This is a genomic window from Pseudoalteromonas sp. Z1A2 (assembly GCF_011378755.1).
GTDB classification, from domain to species: domain Bacteria; phylum Pseudomonadota; class Gammaproteobacteria; order Enterobacterales; family Alteromonadaceae; genus Pseudoalteromonas; species Pseudoalteromonas distincta.
Genome location: NZ_WTKX01000003.1, coordinates 236,374 through 260,757, shown reverse-complemented (window position 1 = coordinate 260,757; position 24,384 = coordinate 236,374). Strand labels below are relative to the sequence as shown.

Below are 24,384 nucleotides of genomic sequence, written 5' to 3'. Positions count from 1 at the left end.
ATAAATATAATAAGCTAGGTGTTTGTGTACCTAGCTATAAGACTACTTACTTGCATATAAACTGTATTCACTTAGCGTTAGCTTGCCGTCTTTGTCTTGATCATAGCTTGAAAATCGAGACCACAAAGCGGGGTCTACAGCGGTTTCTGAACGTGTTAAAAAACCATCCTGGTTTCTATCAAGTTTTTCAAATTGCTCTGCAACATTGTTGCTTGCAGCAAAGCCTAATGTGCTAAAAATACTAAACGCAAAAAGCGCTATATAGCTTGTTTTTTCCATGAAAAATACTCAGTAGAGGTTATTGGTAAGGTAATTTTTAAATTCGATTAACGAAATTTGGTTATCTTGGTTTTTGTCCCATTTTATAAATGTGTTTAATAGTTGTGGTTGGGGATCAAGTTCGTCATGCGTTAAATAGCCACTTTTGTCGCTATCGAGGTGATCAAAGCGTTGCTTTACATCAAGTGCAGCGGCATCAAAGCTTAATAGCATTAAGATGCTTATAGTAAGGGGAAGTATCTTCATGGTGTTCCTTCCAAAAGATGTATTTAAAGTTTGTGGCTAAAATAAAGTGAAAAGGAAAAAGCACTTGCCGTAATTTAACTCCCAACATTAAATCCTTTTACACACTCCCTCAGGGATTATGGCAAATGCTTTTAATTCCAGTTTACCTATAACAAGCTTAAGTAAAGCTTAATCAGTAATTACTCATTAAGGTTTAAAGCTTTCAAATTCTTTTTTTGAGACCTTTTCATCACCGTCTTCATCTAAGTCGGCAAATTGTCTCATTACTTCCTTATCTTCCTTTGCTTCTGCAATTGATATTTGTCCGTCCATGTCTTTATCTAAGTGGGCAAAACGCACATTTGTTGGCGATGCAATTACGGTGGCACTAATTGCTAAAAACATTAATGAAAAAGCGGCTATAAGTTGTTTCATAATCACGTTCCTTATTAAATGAGTTTATTGAATAAATTTTTTGAATTCATCTAGCGACAATTGCCCATCTTGATTAGTATCAATTTGAGAAAAATTCTCGTGTAACACAGCATCTTCACCTGCTTCGGCTTCACTTAATGTGCCGTTACTGTCTTTATCAAGTTCGTTAAAAGTCGCGTGAACGTCCATTGCGTGTGCATTAGCGCCTAAAAAGCCTAAAGCCAGTAATGATGAAATTACTAAAATGCGTTTGTTCATAATTATTTCCTTATTGATTAAAGTTATTACTCCTATTACAAAAATGGTGCCAATAATAATTGTTGTTATTTTTCAATTGGTTATTGTTTTAGCTTTAAGCCAGTGAGAAGTTTTTACTGGGTTTATTGTAATTTTTGTGCGCCTTTTGCAACACTATTTAATGGGGTTAAAAGGGAGTTTATTAAAATCAACGAGTTACGTTGTCTCTATTTGGCGACACATTGTTTTGTAGTGCTGGCAGTTAATCGTATTAAATATAATTGCTGGTTCAGCTAGTGTATAAGGTAAGCACTTAATAATAGAACGCTTAACTTAAAAGGACTAAACGAAATGCCAGCAACCATAGCTAAAAAATACCAAGCAATGCTTAACTGGCGGCCTAATTTAATTGGGCAATTTGCAATGAGTATGCTGCTTTCGTTACTGCCGCTTTCTATAGTGGTGATCGTATTTTTAAATGCGCTTAATAAGCAATTAGCGGTTACTCAAAGTATTGTGAGTAGCAACTACCAAGTTACCAAATCGTTTAACACTTTAAAGCAAGAACTCAACAGTCTTGAACGCGCCACTAGACAAAACTGGGTATTAAAAAGTGAATCGCTAGATAAGCTTATTGTTGATAAATGGCAATCATCCCTACAAAGCATTGATGAACTCAAATTTGTAAACACGAATAAAGAGTATATCAACCAATGGCAACGCTTATATACCACCTTACAAACCGCGCATGTAGAGCTTGTTGAGAAAAAACAACAGCAAGCTGAGCTATTTGTGCCAGTGAGCGATTTAGTTGCTGAGCTTACTTTATGGTTACGTGATAAAAACGAAGCGCAAATTACCAATAACCAAAAAGAGCTTACAAGCCTGCAAGCGTCATTTATAAATTGGCTGGTGGCACTTATTCCACTGACTTTAATTGTTGGGGGAGGCTTTTTATGGCGTATAAGTGGGCGACTAAAAGGGTTAACTACGGTTATTGATAAGCTTGGGCAGGGGCATTGGCAGCAAAAAATATCTGTGAAAGGTTCAGCTGAGCTTGTTGAGCTAGGAGAAAAGCTCCAATGGGTACAAGAGCAACTTCATATGCTTGAGCAGCAAAAAGATACTTTTTTACGCCATGTAACTCATGAGCTAAAAACGCCGCTTGCTTCAATGGTTGAAGGCACTGACTTATTAACTGATGAAATAGTAGGCCCAATTACCGCTGAGCAAAAAGCAGTGCTTGAGCTTATTAGCCAATCTATGGTGCGCCTTCGCACAATGATTGACAGTTTGCTGAGTTATAATGCGATTCGCACCAGTAAAGACAGCTTAAGCGAAGTTGAATTTAGTCTTCTTATTAATAAAATTAATAGCCATTTTGAGCATCGCTTAACTGCGCGTGAGCAAGCTCTGCAGTGGCAAAATACTTTACCTAACAAACCGCTTGCTTTACCTAGTGAGCTTATTGAGATGATTTTAATTCAGCTTATTTCAAATGGCTTAAAATTTTCAGAGGATAAGCAAAGCGTTACTATTAATTTAGCGCTTGAGCAAAACCAGCTTTGTATCGTTGTACTTGATAAAGGGTGCGGTATTAAAGAGCAAGAAAAAACTCAAATTTTCAGCGCATTTTATCAAGGTAAACACAGTAAAAATGTTACGCTGCAAGGCAGTGGACTGGGTTTAACTATTGTAAAAGAGTCTGTTGAACAGCTAAGAGGTACACTTAGTGTTGAGCATAACGAGCCACATGGTTGCCGGTTTTCAATTAAAATTCCCATAACAAAAAATCTAGGAGTTAATTAACATGCGCTTGCGTTTAATCGCTATTTTATGTGTGCTCAGTAGCAGCATGGTTATATCAGGTTGTGAAATTAATAATGGGCAAGAAGAGCGTGTGTCAATTACACCTGCACCTGTGGTCGATACAAAAAAAACGACCGACAAAAACAGTAATCCTAGTCCAAAACCTAGACCAAAAATTGAACCAAGCTATCCTCCTGCAGAGCAAGTTATTGCATGGCACGCTAATCAGTGTGGTGGATTTAAATTGATACCTAGCAAAGATGTTTTTACAGGCGAAAACGAGCTTAAACGCTTTTTTAAGTTCATGTGCTTAAACATAAATGATGATCCAAATACGGTAATGACTAAGTTGCTAAAGCTCGATCTTGCTTACTTTTGGCCTGATGACATAAAGCAATATTTATGGCTTCAAAAGCAGCAAGTAACTATGCAAATAAATGCTAAAAAAGAGCAACAAGCACTTAATAATAAAATGCAAGAAACCCTCTCATCGTTAGCAACGATTGAGCAGCAACTTTTACTACGAGAAGAAACGAAGGAGCAGTAACGATGGCCGCAACTAAAGTACAAGGTGCAAAAGTATTACTCGTAGACGACGACGCTAGCTTATTAAAACTGCTCGCTATTCGTATCGAATCAAAAGGATACGAAGTGACAACCTGCGAAAGCGGCTTAACCGCACTACAAATACTTAAAAGCCAAGTGTTTGATGCCGTAATAACCGACTTACGCATGGATGAAATGGATGGTATGGCACTGCATCGTCAGCTGCAAAGCCGCTACCCTGCATTACCTGTTATTATGATGACAGCGCACGGCTCAATTCCTGATGCAGTAGAGGCAACTAAACAGGGCATTTTTGCATTCATAACTAAACCAGTGGATAAAGATGAGCTATTTGACAGCCTTGCTAAAGCGATAGAAATTCATGGTGTTAACGCCGATGAAGCTGCACCTAAAAGTAATATAGTTACGCGCAGTGGTGCAATGCTGCACTTGTTAGAGCAAGTAAAACTACTTGGGCCAACGCAAGTTAATGTACTTATTTCGGGGGCTAGTGGTACTGGTAAAGAATTACTCGCACAGGCGATTCACCAGCATAGCCATGTAAGCGGTGGCCCTTTTGTTGCAATTAACTGCGGCGCTGTACCAGGGGAGCTTTTAGAGTCCGAATTATTTGGTCATAAAAAAGGCTCGTTTACGGGTGCAATTAAAGATCACCAAGGTTTGTTTCAACAAGCACAGGGTGGCACGTTATTTTTAGACGAAATTGGCGATATGCCGCTTAACTTACAGGTTAAGTTACTGCGCGTATTACAAGAAAAAACAATTCGCCCAGTAGGTTTTCAAGAAGAGATAGCAATTGATGTACGCATAGTGTCGGCAACACATAAAAATCTTCCTGAAGCTATTTTAAACCAGCAATTTAGAGAAGATTTATACTATCGCTTAAACGTAGTTAATTTAAAATTACCGCCACTGTGTGAGCGCCGCGAAGATATAAGCTTATTAGCACAGCATTTTAGTGCAAGCATTGCTAAGCGCATGAACCAAACTGAAAAACACTTTGCAAGCGATGCTATGCATGCACTTGTGCGTTACGATTGGCCAGGTAATATCCGCCAATTACAAAACGTAGTAGAGCAGGTTGTAGCATTAACGCCAAGCGATGTTATTTCAGAGCATTTAGTGTTAGCTGCGCTAAATAGTAACGAAACAAACGTAGAACCATTATCACTAAACGACGCTAAAAAAGAGTTTGAGCGCGACTATGTAATTAACACTTTAAAAATGGCAGGTGGTAACGTAGCAGAAGGCGCTAAGCTTGCCAAGCGCAACCGCTCAGATTTTTATAAGTTGATTAAAAAGCATAATATTGATGTTGATAATTTAGGTTAAGGAAAAGCATGCAGTTATTTATGGTGTATTTAGGTGGCCGGATTCAAGGTTGCCACATTGAAATGCATGATATTCGTTTTGTAGTAGGGGAGAATATAGAGCAAACCTACTCAAAGTTAAAAAGCCAATGGGTAGGCGACAGAAGTAGTGTTCACATGGATAGCTACATGGCAATTAATCATATTGATGGCTTTAAAGTAGAAGTTGTTGATAGCTATGTGGAGCAAAATAAACAACTCTATTTTGTAAATTTAGGCGCTTACAGAAGTGATTCCATGGCTGAGCAACATGACTTTGCACTGTATGTTGCAAGCAGTAGCCATGAAGCTAAAGAGCGCGCTAAAAACGATTTGCTCGCAGGGCTTAGTCATATTCATAAAGATGATTTACATGATGTGGACGATTGCTTTGCCATTGATTTACTCGACAGCCAGCTAAACATTAAGCTCACGCCAAGCGGTATATCGCAGCCGATAAAGCCAGACTGGTTTGGCTATCACATACTTTAAATTATAATAAGTAGCTAAAACAGAGTAGGATTAAGAGTCCTGCTCGTTTTGCTCATCTTTTTCGCTTTTAGCCGCCATTTTAAACGCCACAATAACCAACCCAAACATAGCAAACGGCAGTGCTGCCAACATGTATTCAACCACATTACTGTCTTGAAAATTTGCTTGTAGTAAAAAGTGACCCGCCACACACATTAAAATAACCACTAATAAAATGGGTAGTAACATGAGTTCTTTTTTTGATGAATGGCTTTTCATTAATTATGAGGCTATAGCTAAAAATAATGCGCCATTGTAATGAGCTTACTTAAGCTTGGCAAATACCGCAGAATTTTTTAATTAATGATATGATTAGCGTCAAACAATTGGGCAAGTGTTATTGGGAATAAAGTGAAAAGTAACTTAAAACAAGTTTACCTCGTTGGCGGTGCAGTGCGCGACAAACTGCTAAATATAAAATCAAAAGATAACGACTATGTAGTGATTGGGGAAACACCAAAAACGATGGAATCGCTTGGTTTTGTGCCAATAGGTAGTGACTTTCCGGTTTACTTACACCCAAAAACAAAAGAAGAATATGCACTAGGGCGCACAGAGCGTAAAAGTGGCAAAGGCTATACAGGCTTTGTGGTTGATGCCAGCCCAACCGTTACGCTAGAAGAAGATTTAGCAAGGCGTGATTTGACCATAAATTCAATGGCGCTTGATGAACACGGTAATATTATTGACCCGTTTAATGGCCAAACTGACTTACAAAATAAAACACTGCGCCACACCACTGAGGCATTTGTAGAAGACCCTGTTCGAGTACTGCGTATTGCCCGTTTTTTAGCGCGCTATGGCAGTGATTGGCGTATTCACCCAAGTACCTATGCATTAATGCGCGAGCTTAAAAATAAAGGTGAGCTAAATCATTTAGTATCTGAGCGCGTGTGGCTTGAAACTGAAAAAGCACTGGGTGAAAAGCACCCTGAGCTTTATTTTGAAGCACTGCAAGGTTTAGGTATTTTTCCAGAACTTGAGCGCATGGTTAATGTACCGCAACCGGCAAACCATCATCCTGAAGGGGATGTATTTGTTCATACTATGTTGGTACTTAGGCGTGCAGCTGATTTAAATTTTAACTTAGAAGCACGTTTTGCTGCACTTACCCATGATTTTGGAAAAGCGCTTAGTTTTAAAAAGCATGGAAACCTACGAGGGCACGAACGCGAAGGCGTTGCAGTTATTGAGGCGTTTTGTGAGCGCTTAAAAGTGCCTAACCGTTTTCGTGATGTTGGCGTACTCACCAGTGATAATCACACCCTTTGCCATACAATTGATCAGTTAAGGCCGCAAACCATTCACAAGCTAATAGTGACTAACTTAAATGCGTTGGTACACCCAGAACGTTTTATAGCGTTTACCCAAGCATGCCAATGTGATGCACAAGGGCGTGGTGAAACACTGGTCGATAAGCCATACCCGCAAGCAGCTAAGCTGCGAGCAATTCATACTGAACTGCAAAAAATGGATAAGAAACAAGTAGTGCAAGATGCACTTAAAAATGGCAAAAAAGGCCCTGAAATAGGCGAAGAAGTAAAACTTGCAGAAATAAACTGCATTAAAGCATTTTTAGAACATGAGAAGTCCCAAGCGTAATAAAATTAGACTAAGTAGTGCGATACACCTTGGTTTTTAGTCGCGTCGTGCTTTCTTAGCTCTTTGTAATTGGTGCTTTTTGGTTTTATCTCTTCAGGCTCAGGTTTTTTAGAGGGCCTGTATAAGTCAAAAATAAAGTCTAGTTCTTCACGCTCTAGTGATGGTTTCATGAGTATTCCTTCAATTCAATACTTTAATATGATGTAGGGTATGGTCATTCGACTGAATAAAAAGTGAATAGTTACATTTGAAGTTGTACTAAATTGTAACCGGCGGGTTTTAAGGGATGAGAGGGGTTTATTTGTTAATTTATATAGAGTTAAGATAAATTAAAGTAACTCTTTTTAACTAAAAATATACAGCTGAATTTAATTTATTGCGTACTTACTATTTGCATATAATGCTGTGGCTATAAATATAACGGTACAAATATAACGGTATAAATACAGCCTTAACCATTAACTAACGGCAGTGTTACGGTAAATACTACACCATCACCTTGTTCGTTGTTTTGCGCGGTTACACTGCCTTTATGGTAGTCGCACACCAGCCTTACAATATAAAGCCCTAATCCCAAATGTGGCTGTTGCTGCATTTGCTGGCTACGTACCGACACCATTGAATCAAAAATATGCTCAGTTAACCCTTCAGGTAAAGCGGGACCAGTATTACTCACAGTTAATGTTGCTTTATTTTCGCTCTGCTTAAGGCCTACATTAATAGCCGTATTGGCTTCACTAAACTCCAGCGCGTTATTAATAAGTTTATCAAGCAGCTGAGCTATAAACTCCGGAGCACCTTGCATAGGTAATTTGTTTTGGCATACATCAAGCGTAAATAACTGGTTTGGGTAAGTAAGCTGATAGCCTTGCATGCAGCCATTTATTACTTTTTGTAAATCAAAAGGTTCAGGTTCGTTGCTTTGAATGCTTTGCTCAAGGCGAGTGGCTTCGCTCATGGTGGTTATTATTTTACCTAAGCGTTCAACGCCTTCACTGGCGCGGTCAAGGTATTTTTGACTCAGCTCGTTTTGTGGCAAGCTTTGTAAGTTCTCGAGTGACGAGCGCACTACGGCAACCGGCGTGCGCAGCTCATGCGATAACCGCGACGACATATTTTCTAAGTAATCGGTATAGCCACCAAGTCGGCTCACAATGTTTGAAAAACTACGAGAAAGATCCCCAATTTCATCGTTAGCATCGCTGTAATTAATACTGCCGGTAACACGCCCTTGTGCATCAATCGCTTGCTCAGCAGTATCGCGCAGTCGCCTAATTCGGTTCGATATACGTGAGGCAAAAAAGAACAAGGTGACAGTACCAATTAGCATCACAGCTAAAATAACGTTAAAGAGTTTTTCGAGCGATTTGTTACGCAGCGTACGTACGCCGTTTGTGGTTTCCTCTGCTATTACCGCGCCAATTACTTGGTCTTGAATCCAAATAGGGTAAGCGGCCGATAAAATAACGGCTTTACTGTCGGGTGTTAATCGCCAAGACGATGCAGGTTGTCCTTTTAATGCTTTCGCTAAATGTGTGCCCTGCATAGAAGCTACATCGTGCAGGGTATCTAAAAACTCATTTTCGGGGCGCGTTAATATTTTATAGTAAATTGGGTGTAAGTAATTTTGCTCAAAGCGCTGCCACCAAGTTTCAGGTGCTTTGTTAGCAAGTCCATCAGCCCATACGCCATCTGCATTTTGAATAGTACCCGATTGCGCAAGTACACGATGATGGTTATCAACCACCCAAATGCGGCTACCACTGTGGCCCATACCTTTTAAAATACGGCTAATTTCTGGGGAAGGGACTAATACCGAGCCTAAATCGTTTGGGTTATTTAAGTTTGAGGTCGACATTATTTTAGGCTCTAGCAATGCCTCTTTACTATCAATGTCAACAATAGCAAAGCCAAGTTTGTTGCCCAGCATGCTAATAGGAAAGCGCAGCTCTACGTTATAACCTGATTCGGTACTTTCAAAATAGCCCTGAATTTTTGTAAAAGGGGCTTTGGTATTTGCATCAAACGCATTAACCCAGCCATCTTGGCGTGGCGCAATTATATAGGTATTAAATTGGCCGTCTGGTGTTTTTAAGCCAATTTGTAAATAATCGTTATTGGTAATGCTTAAACTATTTTTAGCGCGATAAATAAGGGTATTGTCGGTGACTTTAAATACGGCGTATAAGTAGTTATCAAATTTTCCCACCATATGATAAAACGATAAGTCACTGGCTTGATGTTTGTTATCTGTTTTTTGTAAATAGCGTTTGTCGTAGTGCCAAAATAACGGCTGGTAACTTTCCCAATCGTTAAGTTTACCGTCGAGCTGAATAGGGTTTTTAAGATTATAAGCGTATAAATCGCGACCTTTTACAACTTGGTCTAAAAAGTTGGTTTGCTCGTCAAATAATGCAGGGCGCTCATGTAATGCAGTAGCAAGTGCACGAGTGGTGCCTACGAGGGTTTTTTCTTGGCCTTGGCGTAAAAACTTTTCCATTTCCCATACGTACTCGTAGCCAAGCCACGGCAGCAAAAACAAAAAACATGAAAGTAATATAAATTTACTGCGCAGACCAAATCGTAGCATTAGTGTTGTTCCCACCGATAGCCCATGCCATACACGGTATCTATGCAATCAAAGGTGCTGTCGAGTGCTATAAACTTTTTACGAATACGTTTTACGTGTGAAGTAATAGTGCTGTCGTCTACATAAATTTTTGCATCGCTCATTAAATCGTTACGGCTTTTAACATGGCCTGGTCGCTGGGCGAGTGAATGCAGCATCCAAAATTCGGTTACGGTTAAATCAACTAATTGTTGCTGCCAAAATACCTGCATACGTTGCGTGTCGAGCGTTAACTGCCCGCGTGTTATGAGGGCGTTTGCATCAGCGGGTTGTTCAAGTGCTTCCATTCGGCGAAATAGCGCACCAATACGTGCAGCCAAGTGAGCCAAGCTTATGTCTTTTGTTAGGTAGTCGTCGGCGCCCATGCGCAGGCCGCATACAGTATCTATTTCGCTATCGCGGGCGGTTAAAAAAATAATAGGCAGTGTTTTAGAAAGCGAACGCAATGTTTGGCACAGTAAAAAACCACCATCTATTTCATGGCCTAGGCCAATATCAACAATGGCTAAATCGGGCAGGGCGTTTTTAAATGCAGCTTCAGCGCTGGCGCGATTTTCAAAGCCACTGACTTGGTAGCCCTGTGCGCTCAGCATTTCTATGTAGTTTTCGCGGATTGCGGGTTCATCTTCAACGATGGCTATTTTTTTCATCTTAATCATTATCCTATCGGCTCTGTTGTGCACTATATCGAAGTTTTTAAGCTAAGTACGCTTAAAAAGGCAATTGCCATTTTTTTGCCACAATTGCTCAGCAGTTTGCCATTTTTGATCCCCTTTGTTGCCACTTGAGCTTGTTTTAATAGGTCCATCAAAACAAAACATCACAAATTAAAAAGTAAGTTTAAGGATCAAATCATGAAGAAGACATTAATTGCGTTAACACTCGTTGCTATTTTTTGTACTCCAGCAATTGCCTCAACATCTAACACGCCATCAAAAGAAGCCCATAAAGAAACGGCTATTGGTTTAGGTGCAGGCGCTATTATTGGCGGCGTAGTAGGCGGGCCAATAGGTGCGTTTATTGGGGCATTTGCCGGTGGTTTAATAGGTGATTCAAAAGTAGCTGATAACAAAATTGCAGAGCAAGAGCGTGCAATTACGGTTATGAAAGAAAAAACCAGCGATTACCAACACGTGCTTAACCACAATAATATGTTAGAGCAACAGCTAGAAGTGCTTGCCAATCAAAATGAGCAGTTAACTCAAGTTCAAATTAATAACTTATTGGCGATGACGGTGCAATTTAAAACAGGTTCAAGTGTTATTGCCCCGCATTTTGCGCTGCAGTTAGACCAACTGGTTACCTTGTTAAACAACCAACCACAACTCGCACTTGATTTAAGTGGCTTTGCCGATCAACGAGGCGATGAGCAAGCCAACCTTTTACTTTCCAAAGCACGTGTAAATGCCGTGCAAAGCTATTTAATAAAACACGGCGTGAGCCATAAACGCTTAAGCACGCAGGCATTTGGCGAGCAGCAAACATTGGCTAACAGTAACACGGTGGAAGATAACTTTTTTGATAGACGCGTAACGCTTACCACTCGCTCAATGAACTCAGTAAATGGCCAAACGGCGAGTAACTAAATCTAACTGAATCTAAGTAAAACAAAGCGTTCGATGGAGTGATTTTATGTTGAGTAAACCGACCAAAATGCTTACTAAAGTAAGCATTTTTATATTCATAGCGATTGTGCTGTTAGCGAGCTTCAAAAGCCATGCGCAATCACCCAAGTTAGAGCTTTTTGATAGCAATGGTGCGCCAGCAGGCCCAGCAATAATATTAAAAAGCGACGCCAATATGACCTTAACCGGCCTAATTAATCATGTTGTAGTTACGCAAACTTATCAAAACGAAAACCCGTTTGCGGTTAATGCGCGCTACGTTTTTCCATTGCCTGATGAAAGCGCCGTACATGCCATGACTATGCGTATAGGTGAGCGAGTCATTAAAGGCCAAATTGATAAAAAGGTAGAGGCCGAAAAAAAATACGAGGAGGCTAAAAAAGCAGGTAAGCAAGCGGCCCTTGTGCGCCAGCAACGCGCCAATATGTTTATTACGAATGTGGCAAATATTGGCCCTGGTGAGCAAGTAATTATTGAGCTTGAGTATCAAGAAATAATTGATTACAGCAGCGGCACATTTGCTATTAGATTTCCTACTACCATTACACCGCGTTATCACGCGATTAGTGGTGAAGTTGAGGTGAGTACTCAGAACCAAACGCACTTTAACTCGCTCCCAACGGGATGGTTAAGCCCTGTTTACAGTATTAAAAGCAGTAATCAAAATGATAACGTACCAAGCAGCCAATTTAGCTTAAACATAGATATAGACGTAGGCTTAGAGCTGGTGGATATCAATTCTAAATTTCACAATGTTGATGTGCAAAACACCGCGTTTGGACAATATAAAATAGCGTTAAATGAGACAAATGCAGTTAATCGCGACTTTGTACTTGAGTTTAAACCGCTGCAAAAAGAGCAAGCTCAAGCCGCATTTTTTACTCAGCAGTTTGAAAATGGTGACCGATACGGGCTTGCTATGCTAATGCCACCAGGGGATCATTTCACACAAACACAGCGCTTACCTCGTGAAATGGTATTTGTAGTTGATACGTCAGGCTCTATGCATGGGCAATCTATGGAGCAAGCTAAAAAAGCGTTGTTTTATGCACTTTCATTACTTGATAGCGACGACAGCTTTAACATTATTGGTTTTGACAACATAGTAACTCCAATGAGCGATAAACCACTTATAGCCAGTGACTTTAATTTACGCCGTGCAGAGCGATTTATTTATAGCCTAGAGGCCGACGGTGGCACTGAAATACAAGGTGCGCTTAATGCCGTACTTGATGGTAGCGAGTTTGGTGGTTTTGTGCGCCAAGTTGTATTTTTAACTGATGGCAGCGTAAGTAATGAAGATGCATTATTTAAAAATATTCAAAGTAAATTAGGCGATAGCCGCTTATTTACAGTGGGTATTGGCAGCGCACCGAATAGCTTTTTTATGCGCCGAGCGGCAGATATAGGTAAAGGCTCATTTACGTTTATAGGCAGCACAAGCGAGGTGCAACCTAAAATGCAGCAGTTGTTTGATAAGCTTGCACATCCGGCTATTACTAATTTGGGGCTAAGCGATGAAAGCGGTAACAGCTTAGATTTTTGGCCGCCACCACTACCTGATTTATATTTTGGTGAGCCTATCATGGTCGCCATAAAACTTAATAATGCTAAAAATGTGGTACTTGCTGGGCAAACAGCACAAGGTCCTTTAAGTATTAAATTAAGTACACAAAATAGCTCAAGCGCTCAAGGTATAGCAAAACTGTGGGCGCGCCAAAAAATCAAGTCATTACTTTTATACAACGAGCAAAATACAGTTAAAGATGAAGTACAGGAGCTTGCGCTTACTCATCAATTACTTAGCCCGTTTACTGCTTTTATAGCGATTGAACAAACTCAAATAAAAGAAGTGGCAGAGCAAACGGCGCAAGCTACTAATGCAGTACCACAAGGTATGGCAATGCGTTTACCGCAAACCGATGGGCAAAGCAGGTTACATATATTACTAGGCTGTATTTTATTATTGGGATTTAGCGCCCTTAAAATAAACCGATCATTTAAGTTAAGCAGGGCACGTAAATGAAAAAGTGGCTAAGCGCGGGTTTACTAATAGCTGGGCTTGGATTATTTGGTCACGGCGCTTATATGCAGGCAAAAGCGTGGCTTGCTCAAGTATTAATTGAGCAAGCATGGCAAGAGGCGCTTAAATCACCCGGCATTAAAGTAAAACCGTGGTATTACGCCGACAGCTACGTGACTGCAAAGCTTGATTGGCCAAGCCATAATAAAACATTAAGTGTATTAGCTGGAGCGAGTGGTCGCAATTTAGCGTTTGCGCCTAGCCAATTTTTACCCGCAGGGGAGCTGGGCGGAAAAGAGTTTGGAAACGAAAAAGGCTCGCTAATAGCTGGGCATAACGACACCCACTTTGCATTTTTACAACACGCCAAAGTGGGAGAGGCGTTTACTTTGCAACTGCAAAGTGGGGTGATTCAAAATTATAAGGTAACGGGGATTGAGGTTATTCATCAATCCCAAAACTCATTTTTACAAACACCTGGGCTGTATTTGCTTACCTGTTACCCTTTTGATTCACTTGCCTCGGGTACTGATTTAAGGTTGCTTGTATCTGCGCAAATGTCTTCGCCTGATTCGCTAAGCGGTATATCAACCACGAGTTCTTGATGGCGCTGGCTTACCATTACGCCAATAAATACCACAAATATGCTCAGCCATTGCCAAACGTTGAGCACTTCGCCCAAAATAATAGCTGACAAAATAAGTGTAAAAATAGGAATTAAATTAGAGTACGCAGCAGCGGTTAATACCGATACCTTGCTAATTGCATAGTTGTACATGCCGTAGCCGCCAAGGGTTACACACGAGCCTAAATACAAAATGCTCATGAGCGCAGTTAAGTCGTGTTGATTTTCGCTTGGTAGGTCGATAAAAAATAAAAACGGCGCAAAAAACAAGCTGCCGCTAATACCTTGCAACGCAATTAAAGTCAGGGGCGAGTAGCGATTAGCTAAATGTTTAATACTTACGGTATAAAATGCAGCGCACACCATCGCCATAAGCTCTAAAAAGTTACCTAGTAACGGATTAGGTGCTTGGTCGGTACTTGGTGAAAGAAGCGTAAGTAAAATACTGCCGCCTATACACAGCGTAAAACCGACAACAATGGCTTTGCTTATATGCTCTTTAAGTAATACAAAGGCAAGCAACGCAATAATAATAGGCAAGCAAGAGACAATGACACCGGCCTGCGAGGCTGATGTGTATTCCATTGCATGGCCTTCAAATAAAAAGTATAAGCAAGGCTCAGCAAGCGACATACCCACTAAATACTTCCAGTCACCTTTTAAGTACTCAAACCGAATAACGTAGCGCCATAAACAAAGCGACAAAACTAACGTGGTGAGCATGCGTAAAAATATCACTAATGCAGGGTCGTAAATAGCAATGGCGTATTTGAGCGCAATAAAAGAGCTGCCCCATAAAAAGGTGGCAATAATTAAACATAAACTGGCAGGCATAGAGAGTAATTTACTTAATTTAATAAAATCAGATCCTAGCATGAAAATTTTTAACTTGTTCAAAAATACCGAGCTGGTATAAATTAATTCATCTTTAATTAATCAATAGTAAAAAGCACATGCAAAGGGAACAGGTAATAGTTGTAAAGCTTGGTACAAGCGTACTAACTGGCGGCACCGATAAGCTAGACAAAGCACATATGGTTGAATTAGTACGCCAATGCTGCGAGCTTAAAAAGCAGGGGCATCAGGTTATTTTAGTATCGAGCGGCGCGGTTGCTGCTGGGCGCGAACAACTATTAAAACCCTGTGGCAGAAGCTTAATTGATAAACAAATGCTTGCTGCAATTGGACAAGGTCAACTTATTCATATTTGGCAGAGCTTGTTTGCTTTATATGGGGTAAATGTAGGGCAAATGCTGCTTACTCGCGCTGATGTAGACGACAGAGAGCGCTACCTTAATGCCCGCGATACACTCAATGCGTTATTAAATTACGACGTTGTGCCCATCATTAACGAAAATGACGCAGTCGCTACCAGTGAAATAAAAGTAGGCGACAACGATAATTTATCGGCACTTGTTGCTATTTTGGCTAATGCTAATAAATTATTGCTACTTACCGATCAAGAAGGGTTATTTACCAGCGATCCTCGCACCAATGCCGATGCCACCCTCATTGGTGAAGTAACACATATAAACGATGAGCTGCGCCAACTTGCTGGTGGCAGTGGTACAAACTTAGGTACTGGCGGCATGGCAACCAAATTACAAGCAGCCGACATTGCAAGGCGTGCAGGCGTTGAAGTCATTATTGCTAAAGGCGCTGGTAAAAACGTTATTTTAAAATGTATGAGTGACGAGTTACCTGGTACACGCTTTTTAAAACTCACCGCCCCAAAAGATGGCCGTAAAAAATGGCTACTAGCTGGGCCTAAAAGTACCGGCCAAATTGTTATAGATGCAGGTGCTATTAGTGCCCTTCAAAATAAAGGTGCAAGCTTACTTGCTAAAGGCGTTACTAATGCATTTGGACGTTTTGAAAGAGGCGATTTAATTGATTTAATAGATACTAAAAATCAAGTAATTGCACGTGGCTTAACGCGTTTTAGCAGTACCGAGGTAAATAAAATCAAAGGCGCACACTCAAATCAAATAGGTGAGTTACTTGAATACGATAGTGGTGCAGAAGTATTGCATCGCGACGACTTAGTATTACTTTAATACCTATTCTAAAGGATTAGTTAATAAGTATTACCTCATAACTTAGTAAATTCATGAGTATTGTCTAGACTAATAAAAGTTTAATTAGTTTAGGCAGTGTAATGAAGGCAAATAAGTGTGGGCACGAATGGATTATTAAGCTTACCCAGCAAGAGGAAGAAAGTGATTTAGATAGCGCATTAATACAAATAATTAGCGACTTGCTCGAAGTTGATAATTTTGCCATTTACGTCAATAAAAATTTTTCAGCCCCCATACCCCCTACTCTTATTAATTCAAACAGTAATTTAGAGCAATTAAGCCCAGATGAAGCATCATTGTTATTACAAAAGGTCACTCAAAATAAAATTAGGGTGAGCTATGCCTTTAGTAGCACAACAAGTTACGTGCCTATTTATCATTTTGGAAAAGTAGTCGGCACTTTATTAATAGAAACCGAGCAAGAATTACCAGAACGAATAACTATGTTAGCTGTACATATTTTAAATATTTATGCTAATCAGCTTGGGCTATTATATAAGTCGCGGTTAGATCCACTTACAGAGCTTTTAAATAGGCAAACATTTGATAAAAAAGTAATTGAGATTGTATCGGGTAACGGTTTTTTGTTACCAAGAAATGATAACAATAAAAAGCGACGTTGGTATTTAGCTATTGCCGATATCGACAACTTTAAAAATATTAATGATAACTACGGGCATGTAATTGGCGATGAGGTTATTTTACTTGTTGCACGGCTACTAAAAAATAATTTTAGAATAGAAGACTATGTATTTAGGTATGGTGGTGAAGAATTTGCTATGTTATTTCAAGCAGAAACAGAGGGTGATGCACATGTTGCACTTAACCGGTTACGCCTTAATGTTGCCCAATACCCTTTTCCACAAATTGGCCAATTAACCATTAGCATTGGTTTTTTAGAGTTAGTGAGTATTGATACTGTATCGAGTATTGTAAATCAGGCTGATTTAGCGCTTTACTACTCTAAAAATACTGGCCGTAATAGAGTTACCTCCTACAGTGAATTAGAAGTTAATAACGAACCAAAGATAGATAACAGTATTGAGCTTTTTTGATTGTAAATTTGTGCTAAAATCTGGCTCCTTAAATTGTTGTAAGCAGAGCACAGAACATGAAATTAGTTCGTTGGTTTTTAGGTTGTATAATCTTATTCTTTAATTTTGTATTTACTCCTCGCAGTAAAAAGCGTGCAAGCGACGAGCAAGCACAGCTTGATCAGCAAACCTCACAATTTAAACTGTACCAATTTAAAGCATGCCCGTTTTGTGTAAAAGTACGCCGCGCTATTAAGCGCGAAGGCTTAAACATAGAAACGCGTGATGCAAAAAATAATGAGCAATATCGTCAAGAGCTTCTTGAGCAAGGCGGCAAAGTTAAAGTGCCTTGTCTGCGTATAGAGAAAAATGGCCAAGTACAATGGCTGTATGAATCAAACGATATTATTGCTTACTTAAACAAAGTAGCTGCATAAACCACTTTTATTATCTCACTTATTTAAAGAGAATTTACCATGACAATTCGCACCCGTGTTGCCCCGTCGCCAACTGGTGACCCGCATCTTGGCACCGCTTATATCGCCTTATTTAACTACTGTTTTGCTAAACAACAAGGCGGTGAATTTGTACTTCGTATAGAAGATACAGACCAAGTACGTAGCACGCCAGAGTCTGAACTTGCGATTATGGATAGCTTACGCTGGTTAGGGCTTGAGTGGGATCATGGTCCTGATGTGGGTGGCGAATTTGGTCCTTACCGTCAATCTGAGCGTAGCGATTTATATAAAAAATACGCGCATCAGTTAGTTGACGATGGTAAAGCGTTTTACTGCTTTGCAACAAGCGAAGAGCTTGATCAAATGCGTGAAGAGCAAATGGCAGAAGGCTTGCGCCCTAAATACGACGGTCGTGGTTTAAACCATACAGATGAAGAAATTAAAGCAAACTTAGCGGCAGGCAAACCTTACGTTATACGTATGAAAATCCCAAGCGAAGGCACATTTAAGTTTAACGACTACCTACGAGATGAAATTGAGATCCCGTGGGAAAACGTAGACATGCAAGTGCTTTTAAAAGCGGATGGTTTCCCAACGTACTTTTTAGCGAACGTAGTTGATGACCACCATATGCAAATTAGTCATATTTTCCGTGGCGAAGAGTGGATTAACTCAGCACCTAAGTTATTAAAACTTTACGAAGATTTTGGTTGGGAAGCGCCAGTACTTGGTCATTTACCATTACTACGTAACCCAGATAAATCAAAGCTATCTAAGCGTAAAAATCCAACGTCTATTAACTATTATAAAGAAATGGGTTACCTACCAGAAGCCGTGCTTAACTACTTAGGTCGTATGGGTTGGTCAATGCCAGATGAGCGTGAAAAGTTCACACTTAATGAAATGATTGAAAACTTTGACATGAAGCGCGTATCGCTTGGTGGTCCAGTATTCGACGTGGATAAATTAAGCTGGTTAAACGGCATGTGGATCCGTGAAAATTTAACCGACGAGCAGTTAATTCAGCGCTTTGTTGATTGGAAGTTTAACGGTGAAATGTTAGCTAAAGTATTACCTGAGGCTAAAACGCGTATTAATACCCTTTCGGATATGGTTGAGCTTGCTGGACATTTTGTAGGTGGTATTCCAACTTACGATCCTGCGCTATTAACAGCCGGTAAAGCAGACGAAAACGTAATACGCCAAGCACTACAATTTTTTGTATGGCAGCTAGAAGGCTTACGTAGCTTTGATAAGCCCGCTATTTTTGCAATTGCAAAAGAAGTGGCTACATTCCACGAGCTTAAAATTAAAGACTTTTTAGAGCCAATTTTTGTCGCAATTACAGGCAAAACATCAAGTACGTCAGTGCTTGATGCAATGGAAATATTAGGCTCTGACTTATCACGTGCTCGTTTACGTGTTGCACTTGCTCATTTAGGTATTTCTAAAAAGCAGGCTAAAAATATAGAGCGTGCGTACCGCGAATACCCAAGTGCATAATTACTAAAATGCACTTATAAAAGCCGAACTTAGTAAAATAAGTTCGGCTTTTTTGTTTCAGGCTGTTTAGCTATATGACATCGTATTTTGATATTGTTTAGCCTAAGCATTCATAATTTACTAAATGCTACAATGCGGCATATAAACTCATAGGAGGCAGTATGATTGCACTTGTAAAAAACAAAGCCATTTTTAGCAGTAACACATTTTCGATAAACCTTGTTACTTACCCAACCAATCATAGCGTAATGAACCATATTGACCCTGTGCAGCAAGGGCGCTATTACAAGCTTAATTTTGTATTAGAGAAACCTAAAGCGGGTGGGGTATTTAAATGCTCAAAATGCATTATAAATTTATTTAATCGCGTGTATTTGTTCAGACCCGATAAGTACGAACACAGCGTATCTAAAATCGAGTCTGGAAAGCGTGTACTACTGAGCTTTGCGCTTAATATATAATTTGCACTTTTACTTATTAATAGTCGTAGGCCTGTCCGGTGCATAAAACAGATAGGTCGCAGTACGATACAGAGGTTTCACTACAGGAATTAATAGTAAAAGCATTCCCGCCCCTGCGCATAGCATCAGCTTTAAGTAAATCAATCGCGTTTGATTTAGAGCGATTGTAGCTTACATTATTGTTGCCCATACCGTCGCCATCACAGCTTTCACCTTCTATTCGGCCTAAAAGTGTTGCGCCACTTTCGTGTGCTTCTTGGTCGCTATAAAATTGCTGTAAATCTCTTTTATTAACGTAGGTGCCAATTTCTTGAGATAAAACACCGTTGTCTATGTCTGTATGATAGGTCATTCCTGAACAACCGGTTATTGTGGCCAGCACTGTTATTGCCGCTATAAAACGTAGCATATTTATTAGTCCTTTAATTTATTATTTAAAGTAGTAAATTACTAACAAAATCAAACGCTGGCAATGTTTGCTAACGGGTAAATTGTTAGCATTTGTAAATGTATTTAGATTTTACTGAGCATAGGGTAAGTAAACAAAAAGAAGTGAAAAACGTTCACTAACCAGTGGCATATAATAGCCCATTCTAAACGCTGCGTTTTATAAAAAATATAGCCGTATCCTAAGCCTGAAATAAATGAAACCAATACATAGTTAATTCCTCCAGCAAAATGTGCTAAAGCAAACACTGCAGCAGTCATTATTGGGGCAAGTAACGCTAGGCGGGTAGATGAGATTATTTGGCTAAGTTTGGTTTGTAATAACCCTCTAAATAAAGCCTCCTCAGCTACACAGGTAAATAAAAGATTAATAGCAATAAAGGCTAACCAAAAGTCGGGCACTTTTGGGTTAAAACTTACAAGTTCAAGTATTAAAGCCACAGTGAGCGAAGCTAAAACCGTAGCAATAATTATAAAAATGGGCTGTTTAACGTTTAATCGACTTACTTTATTAGAGTCTGCTTTTAAAGCTTTTTTATTCGAATAAAAGTAAGCACAAAGAAATAACCCCGCCATAGCTTTATCAAAATTAGCATAAAAGGTAAAAGCAATCGCATCGCTTGTAATACGCTCATCTATAACAATAGGGAGGTTATTAAAACCAGGCACCCAATGAAGTGCTAATGCCAGTGAGAAAGTTATAAAAACAGTACTTAATATAGCGCGTATTATTGCTCGCTTTGCATTTAGCGCGCAGTAGTATAAAACAACGTAAAGCCCAATGCTGAGCAGAGCATATAAATTTACATAACCTTGAAAATACGCACTTAGAACACTTAAAGCCATTAAGTAGTGCCAAAGGGGTTGCCGCATTATTGATATTTTGCAGTACGGAAAAACACATATAATTGATAGCGCTAACAAATAAAAGGTCATTGTTTTTTTATTGCTCTGTTTTATTTAGCCATTAATCTAACAGATTCGACCTCTCAATATTTTTTTTCTGGTAATATAGATAGGTTATAAGCAGTTTAAGCAGTGAACAAACTATGTTAAGTCCTTTTTTTCAGCAGCATGCTGATTATGTTTCTATCTCTCGTGAGCAGGGTTGTCGCTTCGCTAAATGCGTTGCTGACGATTACAATCCACTTCATGACAAAGATGCTAAAAAGTTTTGCGCGCCAGGAGACTTACTTTTTTCATTGGTACTAGACCGCTACGGTATTAGTGAACAAATGGAATTTACTTTTGCCGGTATGGTTGATGAAAACACCAAACTTCATTTCCCTGAGGGAGCCGATGAGTTTGATGTAACCAATGGCGAAAAAGTCATTTTAAAGGTAAAGCGCAGCGGTAAAACCAGCCAATGCCCAGCACTAACTAATAGTCTAATAAAAAATTATGTTGAGTTTTCTGGTACTACCTTTCCGCATGTAATTATCCCATTAATGGGCAAGCAAGAGGTAATGATAAACCCTGCTCGTCCGATGATAATTTACGAATCAATGCTTATTAATCTTGATAACCTTGATATAACAGCGCCAATACTTGAATTTGCAGAGCCAAGCTTTGAGTACACTGGTAAGCGCGGAAAAATTACACTACGTTTTAACCTGTTAGAAAACGGCGTTAAAGTGGGCAGTGGTGAAAAGCACATGGTGGTTTCGGGTATTCGCGAATACTGCCAAGCAACAGTTGATGATTTAATTGCGTTTTACAACGAACGTAAAGCAACACTAAAGCCAGCTTAAAGCTACATAAAATTAAAAAAGGCGCTAAATACAACTGTTATTTAGAGCCTTTTTTATTGTTTTTAGCGCTAAAGTGAAAGTGAGCAACCACGATTAAATACTTTTCTGGACTGGTTAATTTACGCAGTACAGTAATATGCGTACAATAGCGCTCTTTGTTATTTTAAAGCTAAGCCTATGTCTGCCACTACGTTCTCATCACTTAATCTCGACCCGTTATTATTAACAGCGATTGAGCAAAATAATTACACTCAACCTACCGCAATTCAGATTAAAACTATTCCGCCTATTTTAGCCGGAAGTGATGTAATGGGCAGCGCGCAAACAGGTACGGGTAAAACCGCCGCCTTTGTTTTACCTTTATTACATAAGCTTTTAAATACCCCTAAAAAAGATGAGCAAGGCCTTGCCCGCGTTGTAATTTTAACGCCAACCCGTGAGCTTGCTCAGCAAGTATTTGCAAGCTTTGAAAAGTACGCACAAGGCACTAATATCAATGGCGCTTTAGCCTATGGTGGCGTAAGTATTGGCCCTCAAATAAAAGCACTTAAAACAGCGCAAGTTATAGTGGCAACACCTGGGCGTTTGCTTGATCATATAGTTAAAGGCAGTGTGGTACTTTCAAGCGTAGACTCCTTAGTGTTTGACGAAGCTGACCGCATGCTTGATATGGGCTTTATTGATGAAATTAGACGTATATTGCGACATATCCCGGGCGATCGCCAAACTTTACTATTTTCAGCTACGTTTGATGACAGCGTGTTTGAACTCAGTAAAAAGTTACTTAAAAACCCAGAACTAATTGAAGTTGATAAACGTAACTCAGCCGCGGTTGAAGTAGAGCAAGTTATTTACGATGTAGATGAGGATCGTAAGCGCGAACTTGTATCGCACATGATTGGCATGAAAAACTGGCGCCAAGTGCTTATTTTTACTCGCACAAAACAAATGGCTGATCAGCTTGCTAAAGAAATGTGTAAAGATGGTTTAAAAACCGAATCAATCCATGGCGACAAATCGCAAGGCGCACGCGACCGTGCATTGCAAAACTTTAAAGAAGGTATTACACGCGTACTTGTTGCAACCGATGTCGCTGCGCGTGGTTTAGATATTTCTACACTTAGATACGTAATTAACTTTGAACTACCTTACATTGCCGAGGATTACGTGCACCGTATTGGCCGTACAGGTCGTGCTGGTGAACAAGGACTTGCTATGTCGCTGGTAAGTCTTGATGAGCAATGGCTGCTAGAAGAAATTGAAGTACTACTCGATACGCGTTTAACGCCGCAGTGGTTAGAAGGTTACGAGCCAGATCCTAATAAAAAGCCAAAAGATAATCGTAAAAATACTAACAAGTCGCGAAAAGATCGCGATAAAAAACGCATCACTGGTAAAAGAGAGCCAAGCAGACGTCGTAAATAATAGCTTTTACGTTGTTTTTTTGCCTATACTGGAGCTACTAAATAGCCGAGGTAAAGCAATGTTTGAAATTGATCAATGGGCATTTTCTGGTATTGATGGCCAAATATCTTTGCATAAATGGCAAAAAACAATTGATCTTGTAACGGGGCTTTTTTCAGCCCCGTCTGGTTATATGGTTCAGGCAACAAGCAAAGGCTATCGCGTTGTTATTAGAAGTAACGAGGGGGGCTCTAACTTTGAGACCAACCCTATACTCCCTCCTCAAACACCTCTTTTTTGTCGCCACGTCGCTGAAACTAATAATATTTTATATGTTAATGATGCAAGTAATAACGATGCATGGAATACCCTACCAGAAGTAGTTGAAGAGGGTATTGAATCTTACTTAGGTTTACCTATTCATTGGCCTGAAGGCGAAGTGTTTGGCACGTTATGTTTAAAAGACACTAAAATAACTAGCTATACCGATGAATACTTTGAGCTCATAGAGCAATTACGCGATTTGATTGAAGACGACTTAGCGCTTGTGTATAGCTATGAGCAAATGCGTGAAATAGCCATGTTAGACTCATTAACTAATATTTATAATCGCCGAGCACTTAACTTATTAGCCCAACAAAAGCTTAATTTAGCACTGCGTTTAGGTTTTGACGTGTGTTGTTTGTTTATTGATATAAACGACTTTAAAAAGTTAAACGACACTTGCGGACATGAAGTGGGCGACAAAGCATTGATTATATTGGCAGATACGCTAAAAACGCATTTAAGAGATGCCGATATAGTAGGGCGTTTAGGTGGCGATGAGTTTGTTGCAGTAATGCAAGTAAGCGATAAAAGTAAAATTAACTACATCATGGATAAAATATCCTCTGAGTATACAAATGCTTTACTAAAAGAAGGTGTTTGCGATTTATCGCTTAGTATTGGTTATAGTTTTACTAATAAACAAAAGCAGCCCTTTGAAGCGCTATTAAATGATGCAGACCACGCAATGTATAAAAATAAACAAGCATACAAGTTCGCTAAAAAAGCACAATAATAAAAGTAAGTTCGTCATGACTCATGCCACAAAAACTTGGCTAGTTTTTTCTGCGATAGGTTTTATTTTTGGTGTTATGTGCTCCTCTATGGGGTTTGCCTTAAAAAGGCTTGAGAGTAATAACCAAAAATAGCTTCAATGAATAGCTTAAGCTGCAAATTTTTACTTGTACTTATTAATTTGTTTTTCAAAGTACGGACATAAAAAAGCAAGCCATGAGGCTTGCCAAGAAGGGTGTTAATTAGCTCTCAC

General features: G+C 39.6%; 27 protein-coding genes. 16 read left to right on the top strand and 11 right to left on the bottom strand.

Translation table 11 applies throughout. The features are described from left to right. Positions 1-42: 42 nt before the first annotated feature. The 4 genes from GQR47_RS04110 to GQR47_RS04095 all read right to left on the bottom strand — a co-directional run bounded on the left by GQR47_RS04110 (position 43) and on the right by GQR47_RS04095 (position 1,197). A complete protein-coding gene (locus tag GQR47_RS04110) occupies positions 43-279 on the bottom strand; it encodes a calcium-binding protein (RefSeq protein WP_024597595.1) in 237 nt (78 codons plus the stop codon). A gap of 9 nt (positions 280-288) precedes the next feature. Continuing rightward, positions 289-525 (bottom strand): calcium dependent protein, encoded by a 237-nt coding sequence (locus GQR47_RS04105; protein ID WP_024597596.1) that lies wholly within the window; start codon positions 523-525, stop codon positions 289-291. Positions 526-711: 186 nt separating this feature from the next. Further along, positions 712-939, bottom strand: coding sequence for a hypothetical protein (locus GQR47_RS04100; RefSeq protein WP_024597597.1), 228 nt, complete (start codon positions 937-939; stop codon positions 712-714). A gap of 24 nt (positions 940-963) precedes the next feature. Further along, positions 964-1,197, bottom strand: coding sequence for an EF-hand domain-containing protein (locus GQR47_RS04095; protein WP_002961641.1), 234 nt, complete (start codon positions 1,195-1,197; stop codon positions 964-966). A gap of 330 nt (positions 1,198-1,527) precedes the next feature. Between GQR47_RS04095 and GQR47_RS04090 the strand changes: the two genes are divergently transcribed. From GQR47_RS04090 to GQR47_RS04075, 4 genes are read left to right on the top strand one after another with little or no spacing between them, the layout of a single operon-like run. Further along, positions 1,528-2,985 (top strand): HAMP domain-containing sensor histidine kinase, encoded by a 1,458-nt coding sequence (locus GQR47_RS04090; protein WP_024597598.1) that lies wholly within the window; start codon positions 1,528-1,530, stop codon positions 2,983-2,985. Between the two features lies 1 nt (position 2,986). Continuing rightward, positions 2,987-3,532 carry a hypothetical protein gene (locus tag GQR47_RS04085; protein ID WP_024597599.1) on the top strand — a complete coding sequence of 182 codons (546 nt, stop codon included), beginning with the start codon at positions 2,987-2,989 and terminating at the stop codon, positions 3,530-3,532. 2 nt (positions 3,533-3,534) lie between these two features. After that, positions 3,535-4,884 (top strand): sigma 54-interacting transcriptional regulator, encoded by a 1,350-nt coding sequence (locus tag GQR47_RS04080; RefSeq protein WP_024597600.1) that lies wholly within the window; start codon positions 3,535-3,537, stop codon positions 4,882-4,884. Between the two features lie 8 nt (positions 4,885-4,892). Further along, positions 4,893-5,393, top strand: a complete 501-nt coding sequence (locus tag GQR47_RS04075) for a DUF1543 domain-containing protein (RefSeq protein ID WP_002961636.1) — start codon at positions 4,893-4,895, stop codon at positions 5,391-5,393. A gap of 30 nt (positions 5,394-5,423) precedes the next feature. Here GQR47_RS04075 and GQR47_RS04070 read toward each other — a convergent pair whose 3' ends face one another. Next, complete coding sequence (locus GQR47_RS04070) at positions 5,424-5,651, bottom strand: hypothetical protein (protein ID WP_024597601.1); 228 nt, start codon at positions 5,649-5,651, stop codon at positions 5,424-5,426. A 132-nt stretch (positions 5,652-5,783) separates the two neighbouring features. Here GQR47_RS04070 and GQR47_RS04065 point away from each other — a divergent pair, with 132 nt between their 5' ends. Next, positions 5,784-7,034 carry a multifunctional CCA addition/repair protein gene (locus GQR47_RS04065; protein ID WP_024597602.1) on the top strand — a complete coding sequence of 417 codons (1,251 nt, stop codon included), beginning with the start codon at positions 5,784-5,786 and terminating at the stop codon, positions 7,032-7,034. Between the two features lie 5 nt (positions 7,035-7,039). Here GQR47_RS04065 and GQR47_RS04060 read toward each other — a convergent pair whose 3' ends face one another. The 3 genes from GQR47_RS04060 to pdsR form a co-directional block, all read right to left on the bottom strand. Continuing rightward, on the bottom strand, positions 7,040-7,204 hold the full coding sequence (locus tag GQR47_RS04060; protein ID WP_164487638.1) for a hypothetical protein: 165 nt from the start codon (positions 7,202-7,204) through the stop codon (positions 7,040-7,042). A 281-nt stretch (positions 7,205-7,485) separates the two neighbouring features. Then, positions 7,486-9,624 (bottom strand): proteobacterial dedicated sortase system histidine kinase, encoded by a 2,139-nt coding sequence (pdsS, locus tag GQR47_RS04055; protein ID WP_154903477.1) that lies wholly within the window; start codon positions 9,622-9,624, stop codon positions 7,486-7,488. Continuing rightward, entirely contained in the window at positions 9,624-10,313 is a 690-nt protein-coding gene (gene pdsR / locus GQR47_RS04050; protein ID WP_039486017.1) for a proteobacterial dedicated sortase system response regulator, read from the bottom strand. Before pdsR ends, pdsS begins: the two co-directional genes overlap by 1 nt. A gap of 204 nt (positions 10,314-10,517) precedes the next feature. Here pdsR and pdsO point away from each other — a divergent pair, with 204 nt between their 5' ends. From pdsO to GQR47_RS04035, 3 genes are read left to right on the top strand one after another with little or no spacing between them, the layout of a single operon-like run. Further along, positions 10,518-11,249, top strand: a complete 732-nt coding sequence (pdsO, locus tag GQR47_RS04045) for a sortase-associated OmpA-like protein PdsO (RefSeq protein ID WP_024597605.1) — start codon at positions 10,518-10,520, stop codon at positions 11,247-11,249. Positions 11,250-11,295: 46 nt separating this feature from the next. Beyond that, the gene (locus tag GQR47_RS04040; RefSeq protein WP_024597606.1) at positions 11,296-13,314 is read left to right on the top strand and encodes a marine proteobacterial sortase target protein; all 2,019 of its coding nucleotides are present in this window, start codon (positions 11,296-11,298) and stop codon (positions 13,312-13,314) included. Continuing rightward, complete coding sequence (locus GQR47_RS04035) at positions 13,311-13,916, top strand: class GN sortase (protein ID WP_154903478.1); 606 nt, start codon at positions 13,311-13,313, stop codon at positions 13,914-13,916. Before GQR47_RS04040 ends, GQR47_RS04035 begins: the two co-directional genes overlap by 4 nt. Here GQR47_RS04035 and GQR47_RS04030 read toward each other — a convergent pair. Continuing rightward, positions 13,811-14,770: a DMT family transporter gene (locus GQR47_RS04030; RefSeq protein ID WP_024597327.1), complete on the bottom strand. Its 960-nt coding sequence runs from the start codon at positions 14,768-14,770 to the stop codon at positions 13,811-13,813. The genes GQR47_RS04035 and GQR47_RS04030 overlap by 106 nt on opposite strands. 119 nt (positions 14,771-14,889) lie before the next feature. Here GQR47_RS04030 and proB point away from each other — a divergent pair, with 119 nt between their 5' ends. The 5 genes from proB to GQR47_RS04005 all read left to right on the top strand — a co-directional run bounded on the left by proB (position 14,890) and on the right by GQR47_RS04005 (position 19,470). Then, positions 14,890-15,993, top strand: coding sequence for a glutamate 5-kinase (gene proB / locus GQR47_RS04025; RefSeq protein WP_024597326.1), 1,104 nt, complete (start codon positions 14,890-14,892; stop codon positions 15,991-15,993). A 101-nt stretch (positions 15,994-16,094) separates the two neighbouring features. After that, positions 16,095-17,069 (top strand): GGDEF domain-containing protein, encoded by a 975-nt coding sequence (locus GQR47_RS04020; protein ID WP_024597325.1) that lies wholly within the window; start codon positions 16,095-16,097, stop codon positions 17,067-17,069. 56 nt (positions 17,070-17,125) lie between these two features. After that, on the top strand, positions 17,126-17,485 hold the full coding sequence (locus tag GQR47_RS04015) for a glutaredoxin domain-containing protein (protein WP_002961611.1): 360 nt from the start codon (positions 17,126-17,128) through the stop codon (positions 17,483-17,485). A gap of 39 nt (positions 17,486-17,524) precedes the next feature. Next, positions 17,525-19,009 (top strand): glutamate--tRNA ligase, encoded by a 1,485-nt coding sequence (gene gltX / locus GQR47_RS04010; RefSeq protein ID WP_002961608.1) that lies wholly within the window; start codon positions 17,525-17,527, stop codon positions 19,007-19,009. A 161-nt stretch (positions 19,010-19,170) separates the two neighbouring features. Next, positions 19,171-19,470: a 2OG-Fe(II) oxygenase gene (locus GQR47_RS04005; RefSeq protein ID WP_154903479.1), complete on the top strand. Its 300-nt coding sequence runs from the start codon at positions 19,171-19,173 to the stop codon at positions 19,468-19,470. Positions 19,471-19,486: 16 nt separating this feature from the next. Here the strand turns inward: GQR47_RS04005 and GQR47_RS04000 are convergent, their stop codons facing one another. Beyond that, on the bottom strand, positions 19,487-19,879 hold the full coding sequence (locus tag GQR47_RS04000; protein ID WP_154903480.1) for a hypothetical protein: 393 nt from the start codon (positions 19,877-19,879) through the stop codon (positions 19,487-19,489). Positions 19,880-19,983: 104 nt separating this feature from the next. Beyond that, the gene (locus GQR47_RS03995; protein WP_084324671.1) at positions 19,984-20,763 is read right to left on the bottom strand and encodes a CPBP family intramembrane glutamic endopeptidase; all 780 of its coding nucleotides are present in this window, start codon (positions 20,761-20,763) and stop codon (positions 19,984-19,986) included. 203 nt (positions 20,764-20,966) lie between these two features. Here GQR47_RS03995 and GQR47_RS03990 point away from each other — a divergent pair, with 203 nt between their 5' ends. The 3 genes from GQR47_RS03990 (at position 20,967) to GQR47_RS03980 (ending at position 24,132) form a co-directional block, all read left to right on the top strand. After that, the gene (locus GQR47_RS03990) at positions 20,967-21,668 is read left to right on the top strand and encodes a DUF3581 domain-containing protein (RefSeq protein WP_024597321.1); all 702 of its coding nucleotides are present in this window, start codon (positions 20,967-20,969) and stop codon (positions 21,666-21,668) included. Positions 21,669-21,845: 177 nt separating this feature from the next. Then, entirely contained in the window at positions 21,846-23,093 is a 1,248-nt protein-coding gene (locus GQR47_RS03985; RefSeq protein WP_024597320.1) for a DEAD/DEAH box helicase, read from the top strand. Positions 23,094-23,151: 58 nt separating this feature from the next. Beyond that, positions 23,152-24,132: a sensor domain-containing diguanylate cyclase gene (locus GQR47_RS03980; RefSeq protein WP_024597319.1), complete on the top strand. Its 981-nt coding sequence runs from the start codon at positions 23,152-23,154 to the stop codon at positions 24,130-24,132. The last annotated feature ends 252 nt before the right edge of the window (positions 24,133-24,384 follow it).

What these genes read in the sequence shown, in the direction of transcription:
- GQR47_RS03995 (WP_084324671.1), bottom strand. Translation starts at nt 20,763, where the DNA reads ATGGCTTTAAGTGTTCTAAGTGCGTATTTTCAAGGTTATGTAAATTTA.
- GQR47_RS03980 (WP_024597319.1), top strand. Translation starts at nt 23,152, where the DNA reads ATGTTTGAAATTGATCAATGGGCATTTTCTGGTATTGATGGCCAAATA.
- GQR47_RS04015 (WP_002961611.1), top strand. Translation starts at nt 17,126, where the DNA reads ATGAAATTAGTTCGTTGGTTTTTAGGTTGTATAATCTTATTCTTTAAT.
- GQR47_RS04090 (WP_024597598.1), top strand. Translation starts at nt 1,528, where the DNA reads ATGCCAGCAACCATAGCTAAAAAATACCAAGCAATGCTTAACTGGCGG.
- proB (WP_024597326.1), top strand. Translation starts at nt 14,890, where the DNA reads ATGCAAAGGGAACAGGTAATAGTTGTAAAGCTTGGTACAAGCGTACTA.
- GQR47_RS03985 (WP_024597320.1), top strand. Translation starts at nt 21,846, where the DNA reads ATGTCTGCCACTACGTTCTCATCACTTAATCTCGACCCGTTATTATTA.
- GQR47_RS04035 (WP_154903478.1), top strand. Translation starts at nt 13,311, where the DNA reads ATGAAAAAGTGGCTAAGCGCGGGTTTACTAATAGCTGGGCTTGGATTA.
- GQR47_RS04000 (WP_154903480.1), bottom strand. Translation starts at nt 19,879, where the DNA reads ATGCTACGTTTTATAGCGGCAATAACAGTGCTGGCCACAATAACCGGT.
- pdsS (WP_154903477.1), bottom strand. Translation starts at nt 9,624, where the DNA reads ATGCTACGATTTGGTCTGCGCAGTAAATTTATATTACTTTCATGTTTT.
- pdsO (WP_024597605.1), top strand. Translation starts at nt 10,518, where the DNA reads ATGAAGAAGACATTAATTGCGTTAACACTCGTTGCTATTTTTTGTACT.
- GQR47_RS04085 (WP_024597599.1), top strand. Translation starts at nt 2,987, where the DNA reads ATGCGCTTGCGTTTAATCGCTATTTTATGTGTGCTCAGTAGCAGCATG.
- GQR47_RS04005 (WP_154903479.1), top strand. Translation starts at nt 19,171, where the DNA reads ATGATTGCACTTGTAAAAAACAAAGCCATTTTTAGCAGTAACACATTT.
- GQR47_RS04070 (WP_024597601.1), bottom strand. Translation starts at nt 5,651, where the DNA reads ATGAAAAGCCATTCATCAAAAAAAGAACTCATGTTACTACCCATTTTA.
- GQR47_RS04080 (WP_024597600.1), top strand. Translation starts at nt 3,535, where the DNA reads ATGGCCGCAACTAAAGTACAAGGTGCAAAAGTATTACTCGTAGACGAC.
- GQR47_RS04105 (WP_024597596.1), bottom strand. Translation starts at nt 525, where the DNA reads ATGAAGATACTTCCCCTTACTATAAGCATCTTAATGCTATTAAGCTTT.
- pdsR (WP_039486017.1), bottom strand. Translation starts at nt 10,313, where the DNA reads ATGAAAAAAATAGCCATCGTTGAAGATGAACCCGCAATCCGCGAAAAC.
- GQR47_RS04110 (WP_024597595.1), bottom strand. Translation starts at nt 279, where the DNA reads ATGGAAAAAACAAGCTATATAGCGCTTTTTGCGTTTAGTATTTTTAGC.
- GQR47_RS03990 (WP_024597321.1), top strand. Translation starts at nt 20,967, where the DNA reads ATGTTAAGTCCTTTTTTTCAGCAGCATGCTGATTATGTTTCTATCTCT.
- GQR47_RS04030 (WP_024597327.1), bottom strand. Translation starts at nt 14,770, where the DNA reads ATGCCTGCCAGTTTATGTTTAATTATTGCCACCTTTTTATGGGGCAGC.
- gltX (WP_002961608.1), top strand. Translation starts at nt 17,525, where the DNA reads ATGACAATTCGCACCCGTGTTGCCCCGTCGCCAACTGGTGACCCGCAT.
- GQR47_RS04075 (WP_002961636.1), top strand. Translation starts at nt 4,893, where the DNA reads ATGCAGTTATTTATGGTGTATTTAGGTGGCCGGATTCAAGGTTGCCAC.
- GQR47_RS04020 (WP_024597325.1), top strand. Translation starts at nt 16,095, where the DNA reads ATGAAGGCAAATAAGTGTGGGCACGAATGGATTATTAAGCTTACCCAG.
- GQR47_RS04040 (WP_024597606.1), top strand. Translation starts at nt 11,296, where the DNA reads ATGTTGAGTAAACCGACCAAAATGCTTACTAAAGTAAGCATTTTTATA.
- GQR47_RS04095 (WP_002961641.1), bottom strand. Translation starts at nt 1,197, where the DNA reads ATGAACAAACGCATTTTAGTAATTTCATCATTACTGGCTTTAGGCTTT.
- GQR47_RS04060 (WP_164487638.1), bottom strand. Translation starts at nt 7,204, where the DNA reads ATGAAACCATCACTAGAGCGTGAAGAACTAGACTTTATTTTTGACTTA.
- GQR47_RS04100 (WP_024597597.1), bottom strand. Translation starts at nt 939, where the DNA reads ATGAAACAACTTATAGCCGCTTTTTCATTAATGTTTTTAGCAATTAGT.